Source organism: Streptomyces sp. NBC_01241 (assembly GCF_041435435.1).
Classification (GTDB): domain Bacteria; phylum Actinomycetota; class Actinomycetes; order Streptomycetales; family Streptomycetaceae; genus Streptomyces.
Map to the genome: position 1 here is coordinate 1382206 of NZ_CP108494.1, position 21391 is coordinate 1403596.

The 21391-nt window shown below is 71.7% G+C and carries 14 protein-coding genes; 4 read left to right on the top strand and 10 right to left on the bottom strand.

From position 1 onward, the window contains the following. The first annotated feature begins 158 nt into the window (after nt 1-158). Nucleotides 159-2507, top strand: coding sequence for a glycoside hydrolase family 31 protein (locus tag OG306_RS05765; RefSeq protein ID WP_266744951.1), 2349 nt, complete (start codon nt 159-161; stop codon nt 2505-2507). 22 nt (nt 2508-2529) lie between these two features. Here the strand turns inward: OG306_RS05765 and OG306_RS05770 are convergent, their stop codons facing one another. Continuing rightward, nucleotides 2530-3072, bottom strand: coding sequence for an NUDIX domain-containing protein (locus tag OG306_RS05770; RefSeq protein ID WP_266744952.1), 543 nt, complete (start codon nt 3070-3072; stop codon nt 2530-2532). A gap of 57 nt (nt 3073-3129) precedes the next feature. On the opposite strand from OG306_RS05770, the gene OG306_RS05775 reads away from it, so the two are divergent. Next, on the top strand, nt 3130-3936 hold the full coding sequence (locus OG306_RS05775) for a M15 family metallopeptidase (protein ID WP_266744953.1): 807 nt from the start codon (nt 3130-3132) through the stop codon (nt 3934-3936). A 116-nt stretch (nt 3937-4052) separates the two neighbouring features. Further along, the gene (locus OG306_RS05780) at nt 4053-4400 is read left to right on the top strand and encodes a DUF962 domain-containing protein (protein ID WP_266744954.1); all 348 of its coding nucleotides are present in this window, start codon (nt 4053-4055) and stop codon (nt 4398-4400) included. 137 nt (nt 4401-4537) lie between these two features. On the opposite strand, the gene OG306_RS05785 is transcribed toward OG306_RS05780, so the two are convergent. The 4 genes from OG306_RS05785 to OG306_RS05800 are packed head-to-tail and all read right to left on the bottom strand — an operon-like array spanning nt 4538 to nt 8884. After that, a complete protein-coding gene (locus OG306_RS05785) occupies nt 4538-5143 on the bottom strand; it encodes a GTP-binding protein (protein WP_266744955.1) in 606 nt (201 codons plus the stop codon). Then, nucleotides 5124-5546: a DUF742 domain-containing protein gene (locus OG306_RS05790; RefSeq protein ID WP_266744956.1), complete on the bottom strand. Its 423-nt coding sequence runs from the start codon at nt 5544-5546 to the stop codon at nt 5124-5126. The genes OG306_RS05785 and OG306_RS05790 overlap by 20 nt, the downstream gene beginning before the upstream one ends. Before the next feature lie 9 nt (nt 5547-5555). Further along, nucleotides 5556-5999 (bottom strand): roadblock/LC7 domain-containing protein, encoded by a 444-nt coding sequence (locus tag OG306_RS05795; RefSeq protein ID WP_266744957.1) that lies wholly within the window; start codon nt 5997-5999, stop codon nt 5556-5558. Then, entirely contained in the window at nt 5996-8884 is a 2889-nt protein-coding gene (locus tag OG306_RS05800; protein WP_327349992.1) for a sensor histidine kinase, read from the bottom strand. Before OG306_RS05800 ends, OG306_RS05795 begins: the two co-directional genes overlap by 4 nt. A 402-nt stretch (nt 8885-9286) precedes the next feature. Here OG306_RS05800 and OG306_RS05805 point away from each other — a divergent pair, with 402 nt between their 5' ends. Next, nucleotides 9287-9769 (top strand): hypothetical protein, encoded by a 483-nt coding sequence (locus OG306_RS05805; RefSeq protein ID WP_371665179.1) that lies wholly within the window; start codon nt 9287-9289, stop codon nt 9767-9769. 143 nt (nt 9770-9912) lie between these two features. Here OG306_RS05805 and OG306_RS05810 read toward each other — a convergent pair whose 3' ends face one another. From OG306_RS05810 to OG306_RS05830, 5 genes are all read right to left on the bottom strand, one after another. Beyond that, complete coding sequence (locus OG306_RS05810; RefSeq protein WP_327259444.1) at nt 9913-14745, bottom strand: hypothetical protein; 4833 nt, start codon at nt 14743-14745, stop codon at nt 9913-9915. 111 nt (nt 14746-14856) lie between these two features. Then, nucleotides 14857-15786, bottom strand: coding sequence for a hypothetical protein (locus OG306_RS05815; RefSeq protein WP_266744960.1), 930 nt, complete (start codon nt 15784-15786; stop codon nt 14857-14859). Beyond that, nucleotides 15783-15947: a hypothetical protein gene (locus OG306_RS05820; RefSeq protein ID WP_266744961.1), complete on the bottom strand. Its 165-nt coding sequence runs from the start codon at nt 15945-15947 to the stop codon at nt 15783-15785. Before OG306_RS05820 ends, OG306_RS05815 begins: the two co-directional genes overlap by 4 nt. Next, entirely contained in the window at nt 15944-17470 is a 1527-nt protein-coding gene (locus OG306_RS05825) for a hypothetical protein (protein WP_266744962.1), read from the bottom strand. The genes OG306_RS05820 and OG306_RS05825 overlap by 4 nt, the downstream gene beginning before the upstream one ends. An 83-nt stretch (nt 17471-17553) precedes the next feature. Beyond that, nucleotides 17554-21216 (bottom strand): hydantoinase B/oxoprolinase family protein, encoded by a 3663-nt coding sequence (locus OG306_RS05830; protein ID WP_266744963.1) that lies wholly within the window; start codon nt 21214-21216, stop codon nt 17554-17556. Nucleotides 21217-21391: the final 175 nt, after the last annotated feature.

Sequence of the window (21391 nt, forward strand, 5' to 3'; positions counted from 1 at the left end):
GTGCGCGTGAGGCGGCTTTTACGGACGATGCCATGTGATCGTCTCTCGCACCAGGGTTCATCACCCATGGTCGCGTGTCCGGACATGTGGCCCGGCCACGGGTGAACGGAAGTTGAACGCGGCCCGCACCCGTCCTGTCGGGTGGCAGGGTGAGCTGCATGGACGGTCGTGACCTGGTGCGCTCGGTGAAGTTGGTCGGTTCGGTGCGGGGGCTGCGCACGGTGCGTTCCTCCTGGCGGCGCCGGAATGCGGATGCGCGGGCGCTGCCCCGGCGCGGTGCGGAGCGGGCGAGAGTGCCGGGCCTCGTGGTGGGGGCGGAGCCGGGGCCGGGTGGGGGTGTGGTGCGGTTCGCGCGTTCGGAGTTGCGGATCCGGGTGGCGGTGGGTGGGGCGGTGTTCTGGGGCTGGGACGGGGCGAAGCCGTTGCCGTCGTATGCGCTGGCAGGTGCGGGGCCCGAGCCGGATCCGCGGGCCGGGCTGGAACCGGACAAGGACGGCGGCTGGCAGGTCGTCTCGGAGCGGCTGACCCTTGCGGTGTCGAGGCACGGGGCCGTGGAACTGCGTACTCCGGGCGGGGTAGTGCTCCGGCGCGAGTTGCCGCCGCGCTGGTGGGAGCCGGTCGCGGGTGGTGGTGCCCGGTGGGTGCAGCGGTCCGAGGTGCCGGCGGATGCCCGGTTCTTCGGGCTCGGCGGGCGGGCGTCCGGACCGCGACTGCGGGACGGTGTGTACCGGCTGTGGAACACGGATCCTGGTGGGAGTTTCGGGCCGGGTGACGATCCGCTGTATCTGACGATGCCGGTGCAGCTGGTGGTCTCCGACGCGGGGACGCATCTGGTGTTCCACGACAACTCCTGGTCGGGGCGGGTGACGCTGCGCGAGGGCGAGGAGGGCGCGGGATCCGGGCATGACCGTCCGGGAATGTGCGAGGTGCGGATGGACGGCGGGCCGCTGCGCTGCTGGGTGATGGCCGGCACGCCGGCGCGCGTACTGCAGAGCTGGACGGCGCTGACGGGTGCGCCCGCGCTCCCGCCGTCCTGGGCGCTGGGTCCGCAGCATGCCCGTTGGGGCTTCGGGAGCGAACGGGAGGTGCGGCGGGTGGTCGCCGGGTACCGGGAGCGGGGGCTGGCGTTGTCCGTGCTGCATCTGGACATCGACCACTACGACGCGCATCGGGTGTTCACCGTGGACCGCGAGCGCTTTCCCGATCTGCCGGGACTCGCGAAGGATCTGCGGGAGGACGGGGTGCGGCTGGTGTCGATCGTCGATCCCGCGGTGAAGGCGGAGCCGGGGAACGCGGTGTTCGACTCGGGCAGGGCGGTCGGGGGCGACGGGGCGTTCGTCCGGGACGCACGGGGGCGGGTGGTGCGCGGGGAGGTGTGGCCGGGTGAGTGCGTGTATCCGGACTTCACTGATCCGCACGTGCGTGAGTGGTGGGGCGGGCTGTACGAGGAGCGGCTTGCGCAGGGGTTCTCCGGTGTGTGGCACGACATGAACGAGCCGGTGTCGTTCGCGACGTTCGGGGAGCCGACGTTGCCTCGGTCGGCACGGCACTGTCTGGAGGGCCGCGGGGGTGATCACCGCGAGGCCCACAACGTGTACGGGCTCGCCATGGCGCGTGCGGGGTACGAGGGGCTGCGCCGGCTGCGGCCGGAGGAACGTCCGTTTCTGTTCTCGCGTTCCGGTTGGGCGGGGATGCAGCGGTACGGGGGTACCTGGTCCGGTGATGTGGAGACCAGTTGGCCCGGGCTGCGGGCCTCCCTGGCACTGGTGCTGGGGCTGGGGCTGTGCGGGGTTCCGTATTCGGGCCCGGATGTGGGCGGGTTCGGCGGGTCGCCGTCGCCCGAGCTGTATCTGCGGTGGTTCCAGCTGGGTGCGTATCTGCCGCTGTTCCGTACCCATGCGGCGATCGACGCGGGGCGTCGGGAGCCGTGGGAGTTCGGGCCGCGGGTGCTGGAGCACGCGCGGGCCGCGTTGGAGGAGCGGGAGCGGCTGCGCCCGTACTTCGTGGCCCTGGCGCAGCTGGCCCGGCTGACGGGTGCGCCGTACGTGCGACCGCTCTGGTGGGGTGCGCCCGGTGAGCGGGCGTTGCGGGACTGTGAGGACGCGTTCCTGCTGGGGGACGCTCTGCTGGTGGCGCCGGTGCTGGAGCCCGGTGTGGACCGCCGGGCGGTGCGGTTGCCGCGGGGGCGTTGGTACGACACGGCGACGGGTGAGGTGTACGAGGGGCCGGGTCAGGTGCTGCTCGACGCTCCGTTGTCGCGGGTGCCGGTGCTGGCGCGGGCGGGTTCGGTGCTGCCCGTGCGGGGCGCGGACGGCGGTGTGGAGCTGGAGGTGTGGGCTCCGGCGGCGGGGCGCAGTGGGGGCGGTCTTGTGGTCCGGGACGTGGGTGACGGCTGGGAGCGGGCGGAGGTCGAGCGGTATACGTCGCGCCTGGTGGACGGGACCGTTGTGGTGGAGCGGGAGGGTGAGCGGCCGGTCAACGGCGCGGTGCGCGTGCGGGGGTTGTAGGACGTGGCGGGGCCCGGCCCGGTCAGTGGTAGCCGCCTTCGAACCACGTGCGGGCGGCCCGGGTGTGCAGGGGGAAGGCGAGCTCGGTGGGTGCCCGGAGCAGATGGAAGCCGGAGGTCTCACTGGTGGGCACGGAGGGCGGGAGTGCGCCGGCGGGACGTTCGGGGAGCAGTCCGAAGAGGAGCAGATGGCCGTCCGGGGCGCTGAGGGCGTCGGCGAGGCGGACGTCCTCCTCGTCGGCTTCGATACCGGTCTCCTCGCGCAGTTCACGTACGACTGCGTGTTTCCAGTCCTCGTCGTGGTCGATGAAGCCGCCGGGGAGAGCGAGACCGCCGCGGCGGGGCGGGATGGTGCGGGTGATGACGACGAGTCCGGTGCCGTCCGGGTCGGTGACGGGGAGCAGGGCCACGGCGACCGGCAGCGGGTTGCGGTAGGCCGTGTCGCTGCAGACGGCACAGGTGCGGGGCCAGGCGGCGGGGGACGTCGACGCGGCGTACGGTGTTCCGCAGCTGCCGCAGTGGGAGTCCCTGGTCGGCTTCTCGGGGTTGCTCGTGGGTGCGGACACGCGCGGACTGTATCCGATCGCCTGCCGGACTCCCCGCACTCCATGGATTATGTGCTCATGACAGGTCTCGCTTCCGCTTTCCGTGTCCTGGCCACCGCTGCCGCCGCCCTGCTCGCCGTCACCGCCACCGCCCCCGTGGCGCAGGCGAGGCCCGAGCCGAAGGCTCCCGAGGAGTTCGTCGCGCTGCGCTCGGTGGATCCGACGATCATTCAGGAGATGCGCTACCCCACCGCACACAACTTCATGGGCGTTCCGGTGGACGGATATCGCCAGCCGCTGTGCATCCTGACCCGGCCCGCAGCCCTGGCCCTGCACCGGGCGCAGACCCGGCTGCTGGAGCAGGGCTACTCGCTGAAGGTGTACGACTGCTACCGGCCGCAGCGGGCGGTCGACCACTTCGTGCGGTGGGCGAAGGATCTCGACGACGAGACGATGAAGGGAGAGTTCTATCCCCGCGTCGACAAGACCCGGCTGTTCGCAGACGGTTACATCGCGGAGAAGTCCGGACACAGCCGCGGCAGCACGGTGGACCTGACGTTGGTGAGACTGCCCGCCACGCCCGCCGGGCCGTATCTGCCGGGCCGGCAGCAGGTGCCCTGTTACGCGCCCCAGGCCGAGCGCTTCCCGGACAACTCCGTGGACATGGGAACGGGATACGACTGCTTCGACACGCTCTCCCACACGGATGACCCGCGTATCCAGGGAATCCAGCGTGCCAATCGGCAGTTCCTGAAGAAGACACTCACCGACGCCGGCTTCGTGAATCTGGCCGAGGAATGGTGGCACTACACCTTCAAGCCCGAGCTGTTCCCGGACACCTTCTTCGACTTCCCAGTGGCCAGGAGGTCCGTCGCGGGGCACTGAGACGAGCGCGGAGAAGGAGCGGCCGGGACCACCCCCGTGGGTTCCGGCCGCCCGCTCTCCCTCTCGGACGCGGATCGGCCGTTTCCGGTTGCCGCCCGAGCCATTACGGTGCCCGTATGCCACAACAGACATTCGATTCCTACGAAGAGTTCTGGCCCTACTACGTCGCGATGCACTCCAGGGCAGCGACCCGCTGGGTCCATCTGACCGGCACCCTCACCGGGCTCGCGGTCACCGCGTACGGCCTGGCGCGGGGACGCAAGGGGTACGCGGCCGCGTTGCCGCTGATCGGGTACGGGACCGCTTGGCCCGCACACTTCCTGATCGAGAAGAACAATCCGGCCACCTTCGGACATCCCGCCTGGTCGCTGCGGGGCGACGTACAGATGATCCGGATGATGCTGGCGGGCCGCGACCGGGAGCTGGCGGAGACCGCCGCCAAGTGGCTCGCCGACAACCGCTGACCTTTGCTGTCAGCAGCCTTGACGGACCGTCATGCCAGGTAAAAAATCCTTGTTCGGTCAGGCAGAGACGCGCGGCCCGTACCCCGGTCGGCGGGGGTGCGGGCCGCGCTGCTGCGCCGTCGTCGCCGTACGGGCCGTCACGTCGTGGCGGGCTCGCGGGGGTGCTCGGCGCGGGCCAGCGCATGCTCGACGACCGTCACCAGCACGTCCCGCGCGGAAGAGCGGTCGCGTGCGTCGCACATGACGACCGGAACCTCGGGGTCGAGGTCCAGTGCCGCCTGCACCGTCTCGGTGGCGAACTTGCCCGCTCCCTCGAAGCAGTTGACGGCGACGGCGAACGGAATCGCACGGCGCTCGAAGTAGTCGACCGCCGCGAAGCAGTCCTGCAGCCGCCGGGTGTCCGCGAGCACGACCGCGCCCAGCGCTCCCTGAGCCAGTTCGTCCCACAGGAACCAGAAACGGTCCTGCCCCGGGGTGCCGAAGAGGTACAGCACCAGGTCCTCGCGCAGGGTGATCCGGCCGAAGTCCATGGCCACGGTGGTGGTGGTCTTCGCCTCCACGCCCGCCAGGTCGTCCACCGGACGGCCCGCCTCGCTGAGTCTCTCCTCCGTACGCAGCGGCCTGATCTCACTGACCGCACCGACCAGAGTCGTCTTGCCCACTCCGAAGCCGCCCGCCACCAGGATTTTCAGGGTAACGGGCTCAACGGGCCGCCTGTTGCGGTTAGAGCGCCCGAAGGCCATTGATCACCTCGCGAAGAATGTTCACGTCCGGCAGCTCCGCCGGCGGAACGGGACGGGTTACGTGCACCAGCTCGTCCTCGACGAGATCCCCGACCAGCACTCGGACCACCCCTACGGGGAGGTCCAGACCGGCCGCGAGCTCGGCGATCGACTGGGGCATGTCACTGCAGAGTTCAACGATCTCCACATGTTCCGGGGAGAGCGTCTGGTCCCGGCCGGGGTCGTCGGCCGCAGGTTCGGGGACGACGAGCGCGATCAGGTCGAGCCGATGACGGGAGGCGCTGCTGGTACGGCCCCGGGTCATCGCGTACGGACGGACCACGGGCCCCGCATCGGCGTCGTACCAGCGCGATGCCTGCGGGTCCGTGGACGTGGCCGGAGATCTGGAGGAGTCAGCGCTCATGCCGTCCACTCACCTCCCGGCGGCCGATCCGGTCGTCCGGGGAGCGTTGGCCAGGTGGGCACCGACGCGCTTGACCATCAGCGTCATCTCGTACGCCACCTGGCCGACGTCGGAGTCGGCATCGGCCAGGACGGCCAGGCAGCTGCCGTCACCGGCTGCCGTGACAAAGAGGAACGCCTCGTCGAGTTCGACGACGGTCTGGCGGACTCTGCCCGCGCCGAAGTGGCGTCCCACTCCCTTGGCGAGGCTGTGGAATCCCGAGGCGACAGCTGCCAGATGTTCACTGTCCTCGCGCGTCAGGCCCTCGGACGTACCGGTGGCGAGGCCGTCGCTGGAGAGCACCAGCGCTTTGTGAATGCTGGCGACGCGCTCCACGAGCTCGTCGAGCAGCCAGTTCAGCCTGCTGGAGCCCTGGCGTACGGCGTCGGGTGCTGCGGCGTTCGGTGCGGTCATCGACCGTCCCCTCCCGGAGTGGTTCCTTGTGCTGTGTCACCGTGGCCGGTCACGTCCTCGGCGTTCTGCCGCCGGCCACGCTGCCAGCCACGTTGGAGCGAAGCCATACGGCTGCGTACCTCGTCCGCATCGCGTTCGAAGTCCTGGTCCGGTTCCGAACGGGACGGCTCCGCATAGCGGCCGCCGGAGACTTCACGAAGCTGCGGGGCGAGGCTCGCCTGCCGGATGCGCCGGGGCAGGCCGCCCACTGTCCCGGGGGCCGCGCCCGGGGCTGCCGGTAGCGCGGGTTCGTCGGGCGTGACGGACTCTGGCGCGGGGGCGGGCACGGTGGGTTTCCGGAAGCCGGTGGGCTCCCGGGGTTCGACGGGTTGCCGCGGCCCGGTGGGCCCTCCGGTGCCGGCGGCCGAGGGTCTGATACCGGCATCTGTTGCGGGAGCCTCGGGACCGGGTGAGCTGTCGTGCTCGGCGGCCGCCGGGTGGGCGCGGCCCGCCTCGTCGACCCGGCGGCCGTTGTCGGTGACCAGGGTCGGCGGCTTGCGGCGGGGCAGCGGCACCGGGCCGCCCGGGCGCATCACCCGTACCTCGGCCTCGGGCCGGCCCGCCTGGTCGGATGCCTGCTGCTGCTGTTCGCGGTCACCGTCGCACCGGAGGTCGCGGGCCCGGAAGATGCCGCCGCGTTCGCTCTCGGTGTCGTCGATGTCGGACGCACCGCCCAGCAGGGGTTCCAGAAGAGGATCGAGCACGGGGTCGTTCTCGAAGCCCAGCGCTTCCACGGGTCCTTCGAGCTCCACGGGCCCGTCCAGGAGGGCCGGGTCCACGTGAGCGGCGGGAACGGGGGCGAGGCCGGAGGACCTGCCGGTGGCCCGGCGGTCCGACACGCCGTCCCTGCGGTCCTTGTCTCTGCCCGGTCCCTGACCGGCCGCCTTCCCACGGCTGCCGATCGCCTTCTCGGACCGGCGGTCGAGGCGGAATCCGGTGCCGTGGGTGTCCGGGGCGTCGGTGAGCAGCGCCGCCGGGATGAAGACGACAGCGGTCGTACCACCGTACGGGGAGGTCTGCAGCGAGACCCGGACGTTCTGCCGCTGGGCGAGGCGGCTGACCACGAAGAGACCGAGCCGGTCGGTGTCGGAGAGCTCGAACTCGGGGGTTTCGGCGAGCCTCAGATTGGCGTCGAGGAGGACATCGGGGGCCATGCCGAGGCCTCGGTCGTGGATTTCGAGCGTGAAGCCGTTGGCGACGCGTTCGCCGAGTACCTGGACCGCGGTGTGCGGGGGTGAGAACACCGTGGCGTTCTCCAGGAGTTCGGCGATCAGATGGGTGAGGTCGGCGACGGCGGGTCCGCCCACACCGAAGCGGGGCAGTCTGCGGACCTCGATCCGCTCGTAGTCCTCGACCTCGGCGACCGCTGCCCGGACCACGTCCATCAGCTGGATCGGCTTGCGCCACTGACGGGACGGCGCGGCGCCGGAGAGGATCACCAGCCCCTCGGCATGGCGTCGCATGCGAGTGGTGAGGTGGTCGAGGCGGAAGAGGTCCGCGAGTTCATCGGTGTCCTCGGTGCGGCGCTCCATGGTGTCCAGGAGCGTCAGCTGCCGGTGCAGCAGCACCTGGTTGCGGCGGGCGAGATTGACGAAGACCTCGGACACACCGCGTCGCATGTCCGCCTGCTTGACCGCGGCTTCGACGGCGGCCCGTTGCAGGGTGTTGAGTGCCTGACCGACCTGGCCGATCTCGTCCCGTTCGTACTGGAGGTGCGGTGCCTCGGTCTCGACGTCGACCTGTTCACCGGCGGCCAGGCGGCGCATCACGCTCGGCAGCCGTACGCCCGAGACCTCATGGGCGTCCTTGCGGAGCCGGGAGAGGTCACGGATGAGCTCGCGGCCGATGCGTACGGAGACGAACACCGAGGCGAGCAGGGCGAGGAAGCCGAGGACGCCCGCGATACCGGCCTTGATCAGGACGCTGTAGCCGGCTGGCTTGCCGCGGTCCTGGAACCGGTTGTTCATCTCGGTGGAGTCGTTGGCCAGCCGGTTCAGGACGGACGGGGCCACCTCCTGCCAGCGCTCGGCGTCGACCGCCCGCGGGTCCTGGGTGGGACCGCCGTTGATGAGCGTGCTCTCCGCGGTGCGCAGCCCTTCGCTGTCCGGGCTCGCCCAGAACTGCTCCACGCGTTGACGCTCCGACGAGGGAAGCATCTCGCCATTGATCCCGTAGAGCAGCTTGCGATTGGCCACGAGGTCGGAGATCTGGCGCAGTTCGGAAGCGGTGAGCCGGCCGGCGACGAGCGCCGAGGCGACCAGGGCGTCTTCGCGGGAGAGCATTTCACGGGCTCGTGAGATGCCGACCAGGGCGCGGACCTGCTTGTCCATCGACACGTTCTCCATCGTGCGGAGACCGGTCAGAAAGCGGTAACAGGGGTCTATGAGACGGTTGTAGAACTCCATCGCCTTCAGTCGGTCGATGGTGCGATTCTCGACCGACTCGCGGAGCGCGCCAAGACCCTCGACCGAGCCGAGAACCGAGTTCAGCTGTGTTTCGTCCTCGGGCCGCAGTGCGTCACGAATGCCCTTCTGCCGTGCGCTGTCCTGGACATCCGCCACGACGCGGTCGGTGGCCGCTCTTTGGCGCTGCAGGAGCGGAAGGGCATTGGACGCCCTCGGGTCGGCAAGAAAGACCAGGGTCTGACGGCGCTCGTCCTGAATGGCGCGGACGGTGTCCTCCAGAGGATGGCCGACCTTCTCCACGATGGTGCTCGCGCTCATCAGGTGGCTCGCCTCACGCCCCGTCAAGAAAGTGGCGAATCCCCAGAGTCCGGTGAGGGAGACGAGCGGCACCAGCAGCAGCGCCACGATCTTCCTGCGGATGGACTTCCCGCGAAAGCGCATGGCCTCCCCCAGACCGACCCCTCGGGCCGGGGGTCGTGTTCCGTCAACAAACGGCGTGAGCCTACTACTGACAGCAAGGCAACTCGAAGGGGTGTCCGGGACGTTTTTCAGCCTCACTCCCCGGCGTCGATCAGGAGGTGTACGGGTATTCCGGGCCATGAAATTCGCGAAATCGGCAGAAGGCTCTTGTCAGCGCGTCGCACTGTCCCGGAGGGCAGTTGGCTGGAATTCTTCGTTCAATGACGGTTCGAGGGAATCTTCTCGGCCGGTCACTCGTCTCTCTGTACGGGGCAGGGGGAACACGGGAGTGCTGAGGGCAGGATGGTCCGACCCGCCCGCGTAGAAACGGCGCATGCCGGGCAGAAACCCTGAAGTCGGACAGCGGTGGGGAGTTGAGAGTCCTTGGTTACGGAAGAGCGTCGGAGCCGGGTGTCGTCGGCACCGGTCGCGGCGGCGGCCTCGGCGGCGACCGGCGGTGCGAAGATCCCACATCAGGAGCGTCGGCAGCTCTGGGTGGAAGAGCCCGCAACACGTCGGCGGATGCCGGACCCGGTCCGTACAGCTGCCGTGCGTGCCGTGCTCATCATGTCGCTGACGATCATCCAGGCCATGGTGGCATTCCTGTGCACGCTGACGGAGTCCTGGCTGTCCTTTCCGCTGATGCTGAGCAGTGTGGGCAGCACGGTGGTCGCGACCTGGTCGGTGCTGGATGTCTGGGTCACCCGGCAGGTCTGGAATCAGCGCAACGGTGTGGTGTCCGTGCCGAGCAGTTCGGCGCGGCAGTTGCGCCGCGAGCGGCGCAGAGCACAGCGGGCGGCGCGGTCCGCGCAGCGGGACGATGCACGGATACGCCGCCGGGGCGCGGGCAGCCTCTCACGGGCCTGAGCGGCGCGGGGGCCGAACAGTGCCCGGCCCGTCCGGTGCCGGGTCCACGCGGTGCCGGGTCCACGCGGTGCCCGGCCCGTCCGGTGCCGGACGGGCCGGGTTCGGGGCTCTCGTCCCGGCCGTTTGTGCCCGGATGCTCGTCGTTACTCGCCGGGCGAGTTCGGGGAGGGTGTCCGTGCGGTGTCGGGCGGTGTCGTGGAGCGCTTGAACATGCGGGTGGCGGTGATCTCGCCGTGCACCGTCTCGCCGTTCGGGTCCTGCTGCGGAAGCCCGGGGCGAAGATGCTCCTCCACGCTGATGTACTTCAGCCCGGCCCGCAGGTCCGCGTCATTGCGCAACCGGATCACCAGCGGGAATTCGGCGAGCGCCGTCGTGTCGAACAGCCCGGTCGTGTAGAGCAGCTGCACACCGAGGGCGTCCGACACCGCACGCTGGAGTTCCAGCAGATAGGTGGCGTTGGCTCGGCCGATGGGGTTGTCCAGGAAGAGCGTGCCTGCGTGCCGGTGCTGGTGCCGGTCACGGCCCCGGTCGTTGCTGCGCAGTGCGGCCATCGTGCAGTACAGGGCGATGGCGGCGGTGAGCAGCTGGCCACCGGAGAAGACGTCGCCCATCTGTCCGACCGGGACGCGCTCGGCGCGGAGCACCGCGTCCGGCTTGAGGATCTCCACGGCGATGCCCTTGGGCTCCAGCGCCGCCTGCACACCGCGCAGCAGAAGGGACATGCCGTCCCTGCGTAGATCGGAGTTCTTCTTCAGCGCGGCACGGGTGGCCTCGTCGACGACCTCGCCGAGCCGCTCGGTGAGCGTCGCCTGGTCGGGTTCCTCGAAGCGGATCCGGAGGAACTCCTGGCCGGACCACTCCCCCAGTCCTTCGGGGAGCTGGGAGAGCCGCTGGGCGGAGCGCAGGGTGGTGAGCGCGGACTCCACGAGGCCGCGAAGCCGGTCGACGATGGAGTCGCGGTTGCGCTCCAGCTGGACCAGTTCGTCGGTGAGGACCCGGAGGCGGGGCGCGAAGGCGGCGGCCCACTTCTCGGCATGCTCGGGCAGCGCGGCGGCCGGCAGCTCACGGATCTGCTGGCGGGCGGGGGTGCGGACCTGCTCGTAGCGGGTGGAGTTGGCGTGCCGTACGAGGACGTCGCTCGCTTCCCGTAGGGCGCTTTCGGCCGCGGACAGGTCGGCGGCGCAGCCACGCAGTGAACGGCGGGCCTCGGCGGCGGACTGCCGGGCCTCGTCGAGGCTGCCCGGGTACGGCTCGGGGGCCTCGGTGTCGTCGTCCGCGCCGTGGTCCCTGAGAAGGTCGCGCAGAAGTGCCGCGGTCTCGTCGAAGCCGCCCGCCGAGTCCTCGGCGGTGCGGTGGGCGTGCAGCAGCTCGGCGTGGGCTGCGCGGGCGGTGTCCAGGGTCGCGGTGGCGGAGGCCAGTTCGGCCGTGGCGGTACGCAGGAGGGTCTGGGCCTGCTCGGCGTCGGCCGGGACCAGCTCGTCCGGGAGTTCGGTGTGGTGGGTCTCGCCGTCCACCGGGGACAGGCGCTCGGCCTCGCCGCGCAGCCGGCCCAGCTGCTCGCTCGCGGTGGAGGCCCTGGTCTCCAGGAGCTGGACCAGGGACTCGGCGCGGGCGGCGGCCGCCTGCCGGGACGGACCGTCGGCGCCGTCCGTGCCTTCGAGGAGCTGGGCGGCGCGGGTGCGGACCTTGTTGGTGAGTCGGTCCAGCTCGGCGAGAGCGGCGCTCTCGTCGCTCTCCGCGCGGGCCTGTTCAGCGCGCAGGTCGGCGCCGACACCCACCTTCTCGTACAGCTGGGACGCGGCCCGGTAGGCCTCCCGCAGCGCCGGGAGGGCGGGGCGCGGTGTGTCCGTCCCGGGCTCCGGGAGGTGCTCGGGCGCGCCCGCGATCTCGGCTCGTTCGGCGCGCAGGGCGCGGGCCGTGCGCCGGGCGTCGTCCGCGGCGCGCTGGGCGGCCCGGCGGTCCTCGTCAGCGGCACGGGCCCGTTCCAGGAAGACGGTGGCGCGGGCCTCCGACTCGGCTGCTTCGTCGATCAGTTCGCGCAGCTTCGCCTGCCAGCCCGCCCGTTCGCGGAGCCGGAAGGCAAGGCCCGCGAGCGCGTCGGCGGCGCGGCGGGCGCGCTGAGCGGCCTCCTGGCGTTCGTCGCGGACACGGGCGGTGTCCGAGGCGGCCTCGTCGGCCTCGGCGCGCACGGTTCGGGCTTCGGCGAGCGTGGCCTCCGCCGTCTCGGCGGCCGTTCGCGCGGTACGGGCGGCCTCGGCGAGTTCGGCGAGCATGCCGGGCGGGCAGTCGGCGCGCCACGAACCGATGCGGGCTGCGAGGGAACGGTCGGACGTGAGACGGGCCGCGAGGGCGCGGATGTCCTCGTCGCGGGCGGCGGCCCTGGTCCTGAGTGCCTGCCGCTCCTCGTCGGCGGCGTGTTCGTCGTGCATCGCCGGGTTCGGCGGGACGAGGAACACCCCTTCCGTGCTCGTGGCCGAGCCGGTGGTGGGGACGGGTGCCAGCAGCGCGGCGGCGGTGCCCACGGCGACGGCAGAGCGCGGCAGCAGGGCGGCGCCGCTCAGGACCTCGCGGGCGCGGGCGTGCGAATCGGGGTCGGTGATGACCACGCCGTCGACCAGTTCGGGACGGGCGGCGAGCACGGACGCGTGGTCTGCGGGGTCGACGGCCTGGGCGAGGTAGCGCCAGCCGGGCAGGGCCGGGATGCCGTGTTCGCCGAGGTACTCGACGGTGGCGAGGACGTCGGGGCCGGGCGGCAGCAGTCCGCCGTCACCGAGCGCGCCGAGGATGCGGGAGTCGTCGGCGGCCGCGGTGCGCAGTTCGAAGAGGCGGCGTTCGGCGGAGGCGACGCCCTGGTCGAGCAGCTCCCGCAGTTCGTCGGCGTTCCGGTCGAGCTCCTCGGCGGTGAGCGGCTGTTCGCGGGCGGCCTGCTCTTCGGCCGTGACGGTGTGCGTGCCGGACGTGGACCGGCCCGGTTGACCTGCCCGGCCGCCCTGGCCCGCGTGGTAGCCCTGGCCTGGCTGACCGGCGTGGTCCTGTTGCCGATCCTGGTGGTCCGCGCCGTGCGGGGCGTCGGTGTCCGTCTCCGGGCCGGCCGCACCGCGGCGGGGCCTGGGAACGCCGGTGCCCTGCGCGGAGGGCAGGCCGAGCAGGTCGGCCAGACGGTGGTCGGCGGCGATCGACTCGGCGGCCCTGAGCTCGGCCTCGTACGACTGTTCCGCCGCCTGTGCGGCATCGGCGGCGCGCGCCGCCGCCAGTTCGGCGCGGCTCTCGGCGGCGGTCGCATCCCTGGCCAGGTCGGCTGCCGAGCGGGCGGCTTCCCTCGCGGTGTCCCAGACGGCGACGGCGGACTGCTCGGCGTCGCTCGCGGCGAGGGCCGCGCGGGCCGGGTCGGCGTCCGGCGCGGTGTTCTCGAGCCAGCCGGCCCGTACCGCCTCCGCTGTCTCCTGCTCGACCTCGGCGAGGCGCTGGCGCAGGTGTCCGGCCTCGCTGCGGGCGCGCTGGGCCTCGGTCGCGGCGGTGGTGGCGTCGCGGTGGGCGGTCTCGCCCGCCGTCTGGAGCGTGTCGGAACGCTCCTCCTCCTCGTTGGCCAGCGTCTCACCGGCCTCCGCCGCGGTGTGCAGGGCGCGTACGAGATCGGCGGCGGCCTCGGCACGGGCGGCGAGCGCGGGCGCGGCGTCCCGCTCGGCCTCGCGAATGGCGACGGCGACCCGTGCGGAACGGTCGGCGGCTGCGCGGTGGCGCAGTACGGCCTCGGCGGCCTGCCAGGCGGAGTACAGGGTGCGGGCATCGCTCAGTTCGCGGCGTTGGGCTGCGGCGCCCTTCTCCGCCGCGGTCAGGGCCAGGGAGGCGTGCCGGTAGGCCAGTTCGGCCGCGATCAGGGCGCTGCGGCTGCGGGCCTGTTCGGCGGTGGTGACGGTGTGGGCCGCGCCCGTGACCTGCTGGGCCAGTTCGGCGGCCCGGCCGCGCTCCTGGCCGGCGCGGGCGGAGAGCCTGCGGGCGAGCGTGCGGGTGCGGCGCTCGGACCCCGCGTGGATGTCTCGGGCGCGGGACCGGGTGCCGGTGGCCTCGACGATCCGGCCGAGCAGATCGACCGAGCCCGCGGTGAAGTCGCGCTCCGCGGTCAGTTCGGCGCGGCGGCCCAGCTTGTTGCCGAAGCCGCTCACCAGGTCGGCGAGGCCGTCCGTGTCCCGGGTGTCGGTGACGGCGCGGAGCAGCAGGTCGGTGAAGTCGGAGTCCTTCTTGACCGCGAAGAGGCCCGCTGCCTCGCCCTCGTCGGCGTTCATCTCGCGCTGGTAGCGGAAGAGTTCGGGGTCGAGACCGAGGTCTCCGAGGTGCTCGTTCCAGCGGTCGTGGATCTCTTCCCAGTGCACATCGAGGTGCTGGTAGAACTTGCCCGCCTCGGTCAGGGCGTCGCGGAAGCCCTTCATCGTGCGCCGTCGGCCCTGCGCGCCGGAGACGCCTTCGACCGGGCGGTGCACGGAAGTGGCCTCGGCGACCGGCAGGGAGTCCAGGCTGAGCCCGGGACCAGGGCGGAAGGAGTACCAGGCCTCGGCGAACTTCCGCGGGTCGTTGGAGACCTGGCGTCCACGCCACTCGCTCACCTTGCCGACGACCACGCACTCGCCGGTGAGGGTGTGCTGCCATTCCAGGGCGACATGCCCGCAGTCGTCGGCGAGGAGGAACTTGCGCAGTACGCCGGAGCTCGCACCGCCGAGGGTATTGCGGTGGCCGGGCAGCATCACCGAGAAGATCAGCTTCAGCAGCACCGACTTGCCGCCGCCATTCTCCAGGAAGAGCACCCCGGCGGGGGCGGGGCGGCGCGGCGGGCCGACCGGCTCCTCCTCGAAGAACTCCGCCTGGGCCGGCGCGGGATGGGGCACGGGCTCGCCCACTCCGCGCAGGTCGAGCACGGTGTCGGCGTAGCGCGCACCGGCCGGCCCGATGGAGTAGAGGCGGATCCGGGACAGCTCGTACATGGCGGCGGACTCTCGTCGTTCAGGCAGCGGGGGAGACGGCGGTGGTGGGGAGATGGCGGTGATGGGGGGACGGCGGTGACGGGGGAGGACGGCGGTGATGGGACGCGGCGGTCAGGCGTGGAACGGCAGACCGGCGTCGGCGACCAGCTCCAGGTCGTCGGAGTCGGGCGGCGGCAGGAGCGTCGCCGTTCCGTCGGTGACGGGTACGACTCCGAGTTCCAGGAGTTCGGCCATGGCGGCGCTGCCGGCCATGTCGCGGACCTGGAGCTGGTAGCGGGCCGTGGTGCGGAAGGCGCCTCCGGCGTCGTCCCCGGTGCGCTGGAGGAAGCCGGAGTCGGTGAGGAAGGCGACGGCCTTGCCGACGATGCCCGTGGTGGAGCCGGCCAGCCTCCGGGCGTCCTTCGTGGCTCCGGTGGAGCTGCGCCTGGCGTAGATCCGCCAGGCCGCCTCCAGCCCGGGGGCGTCGGTGGCCGGGTCGGTGTTGTCGCCGTGCTCCTCGGCCCGTTCCTCCAGGCGGTGGCAGGCCTGGCGGACGAACGAGTCGACGCCGTTGACGGTGATCCGGCCGATGTACGCGTCGTCGGCGAGGTCTTCCGGGCGCGGGAAGGCCATCGCGGCGACGGCAAGGTGCGCGAGCCCGTGCAGGAAGCGGTCGGCGGAGTCGGACGAGGCGCGGCGGGCGTAGTCGCCCATGCGGACGGCGAAGACCGAGTCCTCGCCGGCGGTCACGGCCATGCCTGCGCGGGTGGACACCTCCAGCACGACCAGACCGAGCCCGGTCGCCACGGCGTCGGCGAGCCGGGCGAAAGCGGGCCCCTCCCGGTAGCGGCGAAGCAGTTCGGCGTATTCGGCGTCGCGCGCGGGCAGCAGTTTGGGCTGCAGCCCGAAAGCGACGAGCCGGGCGGCGTCGGCTGCGTCGGCCGGGGTGACGAGTGCGGTCGCGGCGGGCCGGGCCGGGTCGGCGGGCGCCGTACTCTCGGTCCCGTACGCGGCGGTCGGCTCGCTCCACTCGTCGGCGTGCTGTGCGCGGTGGTCGCTCACGACTGTCGCTCCTTGCTGCGGAAACTCTTCGGTACGGGGTGGACGGCGCCGACGCTCGCGGCAGCCGTCCTGAGCTGTGTGGTTCCGGCCGGTCCGGCGGCGGGACAACGGCGTCCCCGGCAGTTGTGCGGCAGCGGTACGTCCGCAGACGCGCCGTTCATGACGCCTCCGAACGGTCCGCGGCCATTCCCGCCGCGTCCAGCAGGGCCGTGCCCACTATCAGGTCCGCACCGCCGAACTCCTCGTCGTCGAGCTGCGTCCCGTCGTCGACGGAGAACAACAGGCGCTGCTCGCCCTGCCGGTAGGCGGTGCCGACCGGCGGGCTCGCGGCGTGCACCGCGAGCAGGGCGACCAGGTAGGGCAGTTCGGGATCGCGGCGCCGGGCCTCCGCGAGGAGTCCGGAGAGTCGGCGCGGGGCGTCGTGCTCCAGATCGAGGAGTTCCATGGCACTCGCGAGCTGCTCCTCGCTGAACCTGCTGTCGTCCGGGGTGGCGATCAGATCGGGTTCGGGCATTTCGGCGCCCAGGTGTTCCCGCTCCAGGGGCGGGGTGAGCAGCATCTCGACGAGATCGCCGACCCGAACCGACGTGGGGGTGCGCAGGCCGGTGCCGTGGGCGAAGAAGGCATCGGTCACACAGATGGCCTGTTCGACGGGGAGCGGCAGCAGCGGGGCGACCAGCTGGCCGTACAGATCGAGACCGCTGCGGGCCGTGGGCGCGGCGAATGCCTGGCGGTCCTGTTCGGCGCGGAACAGCGGTCCGGCTTCCAGCAGTCGGGACTGCAGCTGGGTGTGGCGGCGGATGCAGTCCTTCACTATGTCGACGAGCTCGGCGGCGCGCCGCTTGCGCTCGGGCTCCTCCGCCTCGTCGCGCGCCTTACGGATGTTGGTGAGGATCGCGTTCTCGTGGCGGTAACGGTCGGCGACGTGGTCGAGGGCCTCGTCGATCATGTCGGGCACGGCGTTGAGCCAGTCGACGGCCCGGACGTTGCGCCGGGTGGCCTCCAGCGTCTTCCGGAGGGTCTCCGCGTACTGCACAGTGCGGTAGCGGGCCTGCTCGGCGGCGAGCTGCGCGTCGGCGAGGCGGCCCCGGCTGATGAGGACCTCCAGCTTCACCTCGGCGGCGATCTGGGCGCTGGTGACGTCCGTGTCGAGGGCGCCGACCAGGACGTTGACCGCTTCGTCGGTGGCCCGGAGAAAGACGGTGCCGCCGTGTCCCGGGACCTCTTCGATCAGCTTGAAGTCGTAATCGCGACGGACATACACCCCGTCGGGCCCGAAAGTGCCGTATACCGCGCGGAATCCGCGGTCGACGCTGCCGACATTGATCAGGTTCTCCAGCACCCAGCGCGCGACTCGCTCGTGTTCGGCGGCCGGGCGGCCCGGGGCCTGGGCGGCGACGCGGGGAAGGAGCCTGGTCACTATCTGGTCGTGGTCGGCCCCCGTGTCGAAGTCCATGTTGAGCGTGACCAGGTCGATCGCGGCGAGTGCGACTTCGGCCATCGCGTAGACGGTGTACTCACCGGCCAGATTCGCCTTGCGCACATCGAGGTCGTGCAGCGGGGCCGTGCAGGCGAGCGCGCGCAGCCGCCGCGAGAGCCCCTCGTCGGCGGCCGGGCCCGGGGCGGGCCGCGGCCCCGCGCTGAGCTGGGGCGCAGCGTTGTCCGTGTAGGCAGGCGAAGTCACGCTGCACAGATTAGGTCCTCACACTGACAACGGTCGAAACGGCGCAGAAGCGACCCCTTGCCCGAAGCCGGCCGGCCGCGGCCTCACGGCTGTCCGCCGCCGCGCTCCGTACGGTCGCCGCCGCGCTGTTCCGGGGTTCCGTAGCCCCCGCCACCCGGCGTGCGGAGCACCAGGACGTCCCCCCGCTCCAGGCCGGCGGTGTCGCAGCCGCGCAGCGGTGTGACTGTCCGGCCGTCCGCGCGCTCGATGTGCTGGTCGCCCAGCGCGCCGGGTTCGCCGCCCGCCATGCCGTACGGCCGCACCCGGCGGTGGCCGGAGAGCAGTGCCACGGTGACGGGTTCGAGGAAGCGGATGCGCCGCTCCACGCCACAGCCGCCGTGCCAACGCCCTCCGCCCCCGCTGCCGCCCCGTACCCGGAAGCTCTCCAGCAGCACGGGGTAGCGCCATTCGAGGACTTCGGGGTCGGTGAGGCGGGAGTTGGTCATATGAGTCTGTACGGCGTCGGCGCCGTCGAAGCCGTCGCCCGCGCCCGAGCCGCTCGCCACCGTCTCGTAGTACTGGACCCGTTCGTTGCCGAAGGTGAGGTTGTTCATGGTGCCCGAACCCTCGGCCTGGATGCCGAGTGCCGCGTACAGGGCGCCGGTGACGGCCTGGGACGTCTCCACGTTTCCCGCGACGGTGGCCGCCGGATGGACGGGGGCCAGCATGGAGCCTTCCGGAATTCTGACCTCCAGGGGCTTGAGGCAGCCACTGTTGAGGGGGATGTCGTCGGCGACCAGGGTCCGGAAGACGTACAGCACGGCCGCCATGACCACGGATTTCGGCGCGTTGAAGTTCCCCGGCTGCTGAGGTGAGGTGCCGGTGAAGTCGACGACCGCGCTTCGGGCGGCCGTGTCCACGGTGAGGGTGACCTCGATGACCGCGCCGTTGTCGGTCTCGTAGCGGTAGGTGCCGTCGTGCAGTGTGGCGATGATCCGGCGGACGGACTCCTCAGCGTTGTCCTGTACGTGTCGCATGTAGGCGGCGACGGCGTCGGGCCCGAACTGCTCCACCATGCGCCGGAGTTCGGCGATGCCCTTCTCGTTGGCGGCGATCTGGGCGCGGAGGTCGGCGAGGTTGGTGTCCGGGTCGCGGGAGGGCCACGCGGCGGTGGTGAGCAGTTCGCGTGTCTCGCCCTCGCGGAATCTGCCGTCCCGTACCAGAAGCCAGTTGTCGAACAGCACTCCTTCTTCGTCGATGGTACGGCTGAAGGCGGGCATGGAGCCGGGGGTGATGCCCCCGATCTCGGCGTGGTGTCCGCGGGAGGCGACCAGGAACCGCAGTCGGGGCCTCTCGTCGGCGGTCTCGTCGACGTCGAACACGGGTGTCACCACGGTCACATCGGGCAGGTGGGTGCCCCCGTGGTACGGGTCGTTGATGGCGTACACGTCACCGGGCCGCATCGCTCCGCCGTTGCGCCGCAGCACCTCCTTGATGGACTCCCCCATCGAGCCGAGGTGCACGGGAATGTGCGGGGCGTTGGCGATGAGATTGCCGTCCGCGTCGAAGAGTGCGCAGGAGAAGTCGAGCCGCTCCTTGATGTTGACGGAATGGGCCGTGTTCTCCAGGCGCACGCCCATCTGTTCGGCGATCGACATGAAGAGGTTGTTGAAGACCTCCAGCATGACGGGGTCGACCCGGGTGCCGACGGCCGTGCGGTCCGGGCGCGGGCGGACCCGGGTGAGCAGCAGATGGCCGGTGGCGGTGAGAGCGGCCTGCCAGCCGGGGTCGACGACGGTGGTGGCATCCGCCTCGGCGATCACGGCGGGTCCGGTCACGGTGTCCGCGGGGTGCAGTTCCTCGCGCCGGTGGAGCGGGGTGTCCTGCCATCGGCCGTCGGCGAACATCCTTACGAGGTCGCGCGGTTGAAGCTCGGCGTTCTCCCGGGGTGTGCGGTCGGCGGGGGGCGGCCGGTGCTGTCCCGCCGTCCCGGTCGCCTCGACCGATACCGCCTCGACGATCAGGGGCCGGTCCATGGTGAACGCGTAGCGGGCGCGGTGCTGGGCGGTGAACTCCTCGGCCATGGCGGCCGTCGTGTCCAGGCCGACCGGCAGGCTGGAGTCCGTACCGGCGTAGCGCAGGAGCACGCGGGCGTGTGTGCTGATGGCGCTGTCGGGGATGGCATCGGCGCGCAGTTCGGCGCGGGTGCGGCGGGCGAGCTCGTCGCAGAGTTCACCGACGGCGGTGCGCGTCGCCTCGTGCAGTTCCGCCTCGACGGACTGTTCGCGCATCGCGGTGGCGTCGGCGAGACCGATGCCGTACGCGGACAGTACGCCGGCCAGCGGCGGTACGAGGACGGTGTCGATGCCCAGGGCGTCGGCGACGGCGCAGACGTGCTGGCCCCCGGCGCCGCCGAAACCGGTCAGGGCGTAGCGGGTGATGTCGTGCCCGCGCTGCACGGAGATCTTCTTGACCGCGCTCGCCATGTTGAGGACGGCGATCTCCAGGAATCCGGCGGCGACCTCGGCCGCGGTGCGGCGTGTCCCGGTGGCGCGCGCCACGTCCTCGGCGAGCGCGTCGAAGCGGTCGCGGACGAGGTCCGCGTCGAGCGGGAGGTCGCCGTCCGGTCCGAAGACGGCCGGGAAGTGGGCGGGCTGGACGCGGCCGAGCATCACATTGGCGTCGGTGACGGTCAGCGGCCCGCCGCGGCGGTAGCAGGACGGGCCGGGAATCGCGCCTGCCGAGTCGGGGCCGACGCGGTAGCGGTGGCCGTCGAAGTGCAGGACGGAACCGCCGCCGGCCGCGACGGTGTGGATGTTCATCATGGGGGCGCGCATCCGCACCCCGGCCACCTGTGTGCCGAGTTCGCGCTCGAACTCGCCCGCGTAGTGCGACACATCGGTGGAGGTGCCGCCCATGTCGAAGCCGATGACCCGGTCGAATCCGGCCTGCCCGGACGTACGGGCCATTCCGACCACGCCACCGGCGGGTCCGGAGAGCACCGCGTCCTTGCCGCGGAAGTGGGAGGCCTCGCGCAGCCCGCCGTTGGACTGCATGAACATCAGCCGGATGCCGTCGAGTTCGTGGGCGACCTCGTCGACGTACCGGCGCAGGATCGGTGAGAGGTAGGCGTCGACGACGGTGGTGTCACCGCGTGGCACGAGCTTGATGAGCGGGCTCACCTCGTGCGAGCAGCTGATCTGGGTGAAGCCGGCGGCGCGGGCCTCGGCGGCCACGGCGCGCTCGTGCGCGAAGTGGCGGTAGCCGTGCATCAGGACGACGGCCGCGCTGCGCAGGCCGTCGGCCCGGGCGGCCCGCAGCCGCTCGGCCACCGCTTCCCGGTCCAGGGGTGTCACGACGCGACCGTGGGCGTCGACCCGTTCGGGGACCTCGATCACCCGGTCGTACACCGCTTCGGGCAGCAGAATGCGGCGGTCGAAGAGCCTCGGTCTGTTCTGGTACGCGATGCGCAGGGCGTCCCGGAAGCCTTCCGTGATGACCAGGACGGTCGGCTCGCCGCGCCGCTCCAGCAGGGCGTTGGTGGCGACCGTCGTACCGATCTTCACCGTGCCGACCCGGTCGGCGGGGACCGGGTCGGCCGGGCCGAGACCCAGCAGCCCCCGGATTCCGGCCACGGCGGCGTCGCGATAGCGGTCCGGGTCGTGGGAGAGCAGTTTGCGGGTGACCAGGTACCCCTCGGGATCCCGGCCCACTACGTCGGTGAACGTCCCGCCACGGTCGATCCAGAACTCCCAGCGTCCAGTCATGCCCCCATACTGACCCGCCGGCACCGGCAACGGACCGGACGTCACGACCGGTTCCCCGGCACACCGGCCGGCGGTACGGCGTGCAGTGCGCCCGGTGCGGCCCGGACCGTTCGCACCGCGCGCCGCCGACCACACAGCTCCGCACGCCCCCCGACGCGCGGCGCTGTGCGTGTTC

Bases quoted from the DNA above. Each gene is read 5' to 3' on its own strand.
- OG306_RS05765 (WP_266744951.1), top strand. From the start codon at position 159: ATGGACGGTCGTGACCTGGTGCGCTCGGTGAAGTTGGTCGGTTCGGTG.
- OG306_RS05775 (WP_266744953.1), top strand. From the start codon at position 3,130: ATGACAGGTCTCGCTTCCGCTTTCCGTGTCCTGGCCACCGCTGCCGCC.
- OG306_RS05780 (WP_266744954.1), top strand. From the start codon at position 4,053: ATGCCACAACAGACATTCGATTCCTACGAAGAGTTCTGGCCCTACTAC.
- OG306_RS05785 (WP_266744955.1), bottom strand. From the start codon at position 5,143: ATGGCCTTCGGGCGCTCTAACCGCAACAGGCGGCCCGTTGAGCCCGTT.
- OG306_RS05790 (WP_266744956.1), bottom strand. From the start codon at position 5,546: ATGAGCGCTGACTCCTCCAGATCTCCGGCCACGTCCACGGACCCGCAG.
- OG306_RS05795 (WP_266744957.1), bottom strand. From the start codon at position 5,999: ATGACCGCACCGAACGCCGCAGCACCCGACGCCGTACGCCAGGGCTCC.
- OG306_RS05800 (WP_327349992.1), bottom strand. From the start codon at position 8,884: ATGCGCTTTCGCGGGAAGTCCATCCGCAGGAAGATCGTGGCGCTGCTG.
- OG306_RS05810 (WP_327259444.1), bottom strand. From the start codon at position 14,745: ATGTACGAGCTGTCCCGGATCCGCCTCTACTCCATCGGGCCGGCCGGT.
- OG306_RS05820 (WP_266744961.1), bottom strand. From the start codon at position 15,947: ATGAACGGCGCGTCTGCGGACGTACCGCTGCCGCACAACTGCCGGGGA.
- OG306_RS05830 (WP_266744963.1), bottom strand. From the start codon at position 21,216: ATGACTGGACGCTGGGAGTTCTGGATCGACCGTGGCGGGACGTTCACC.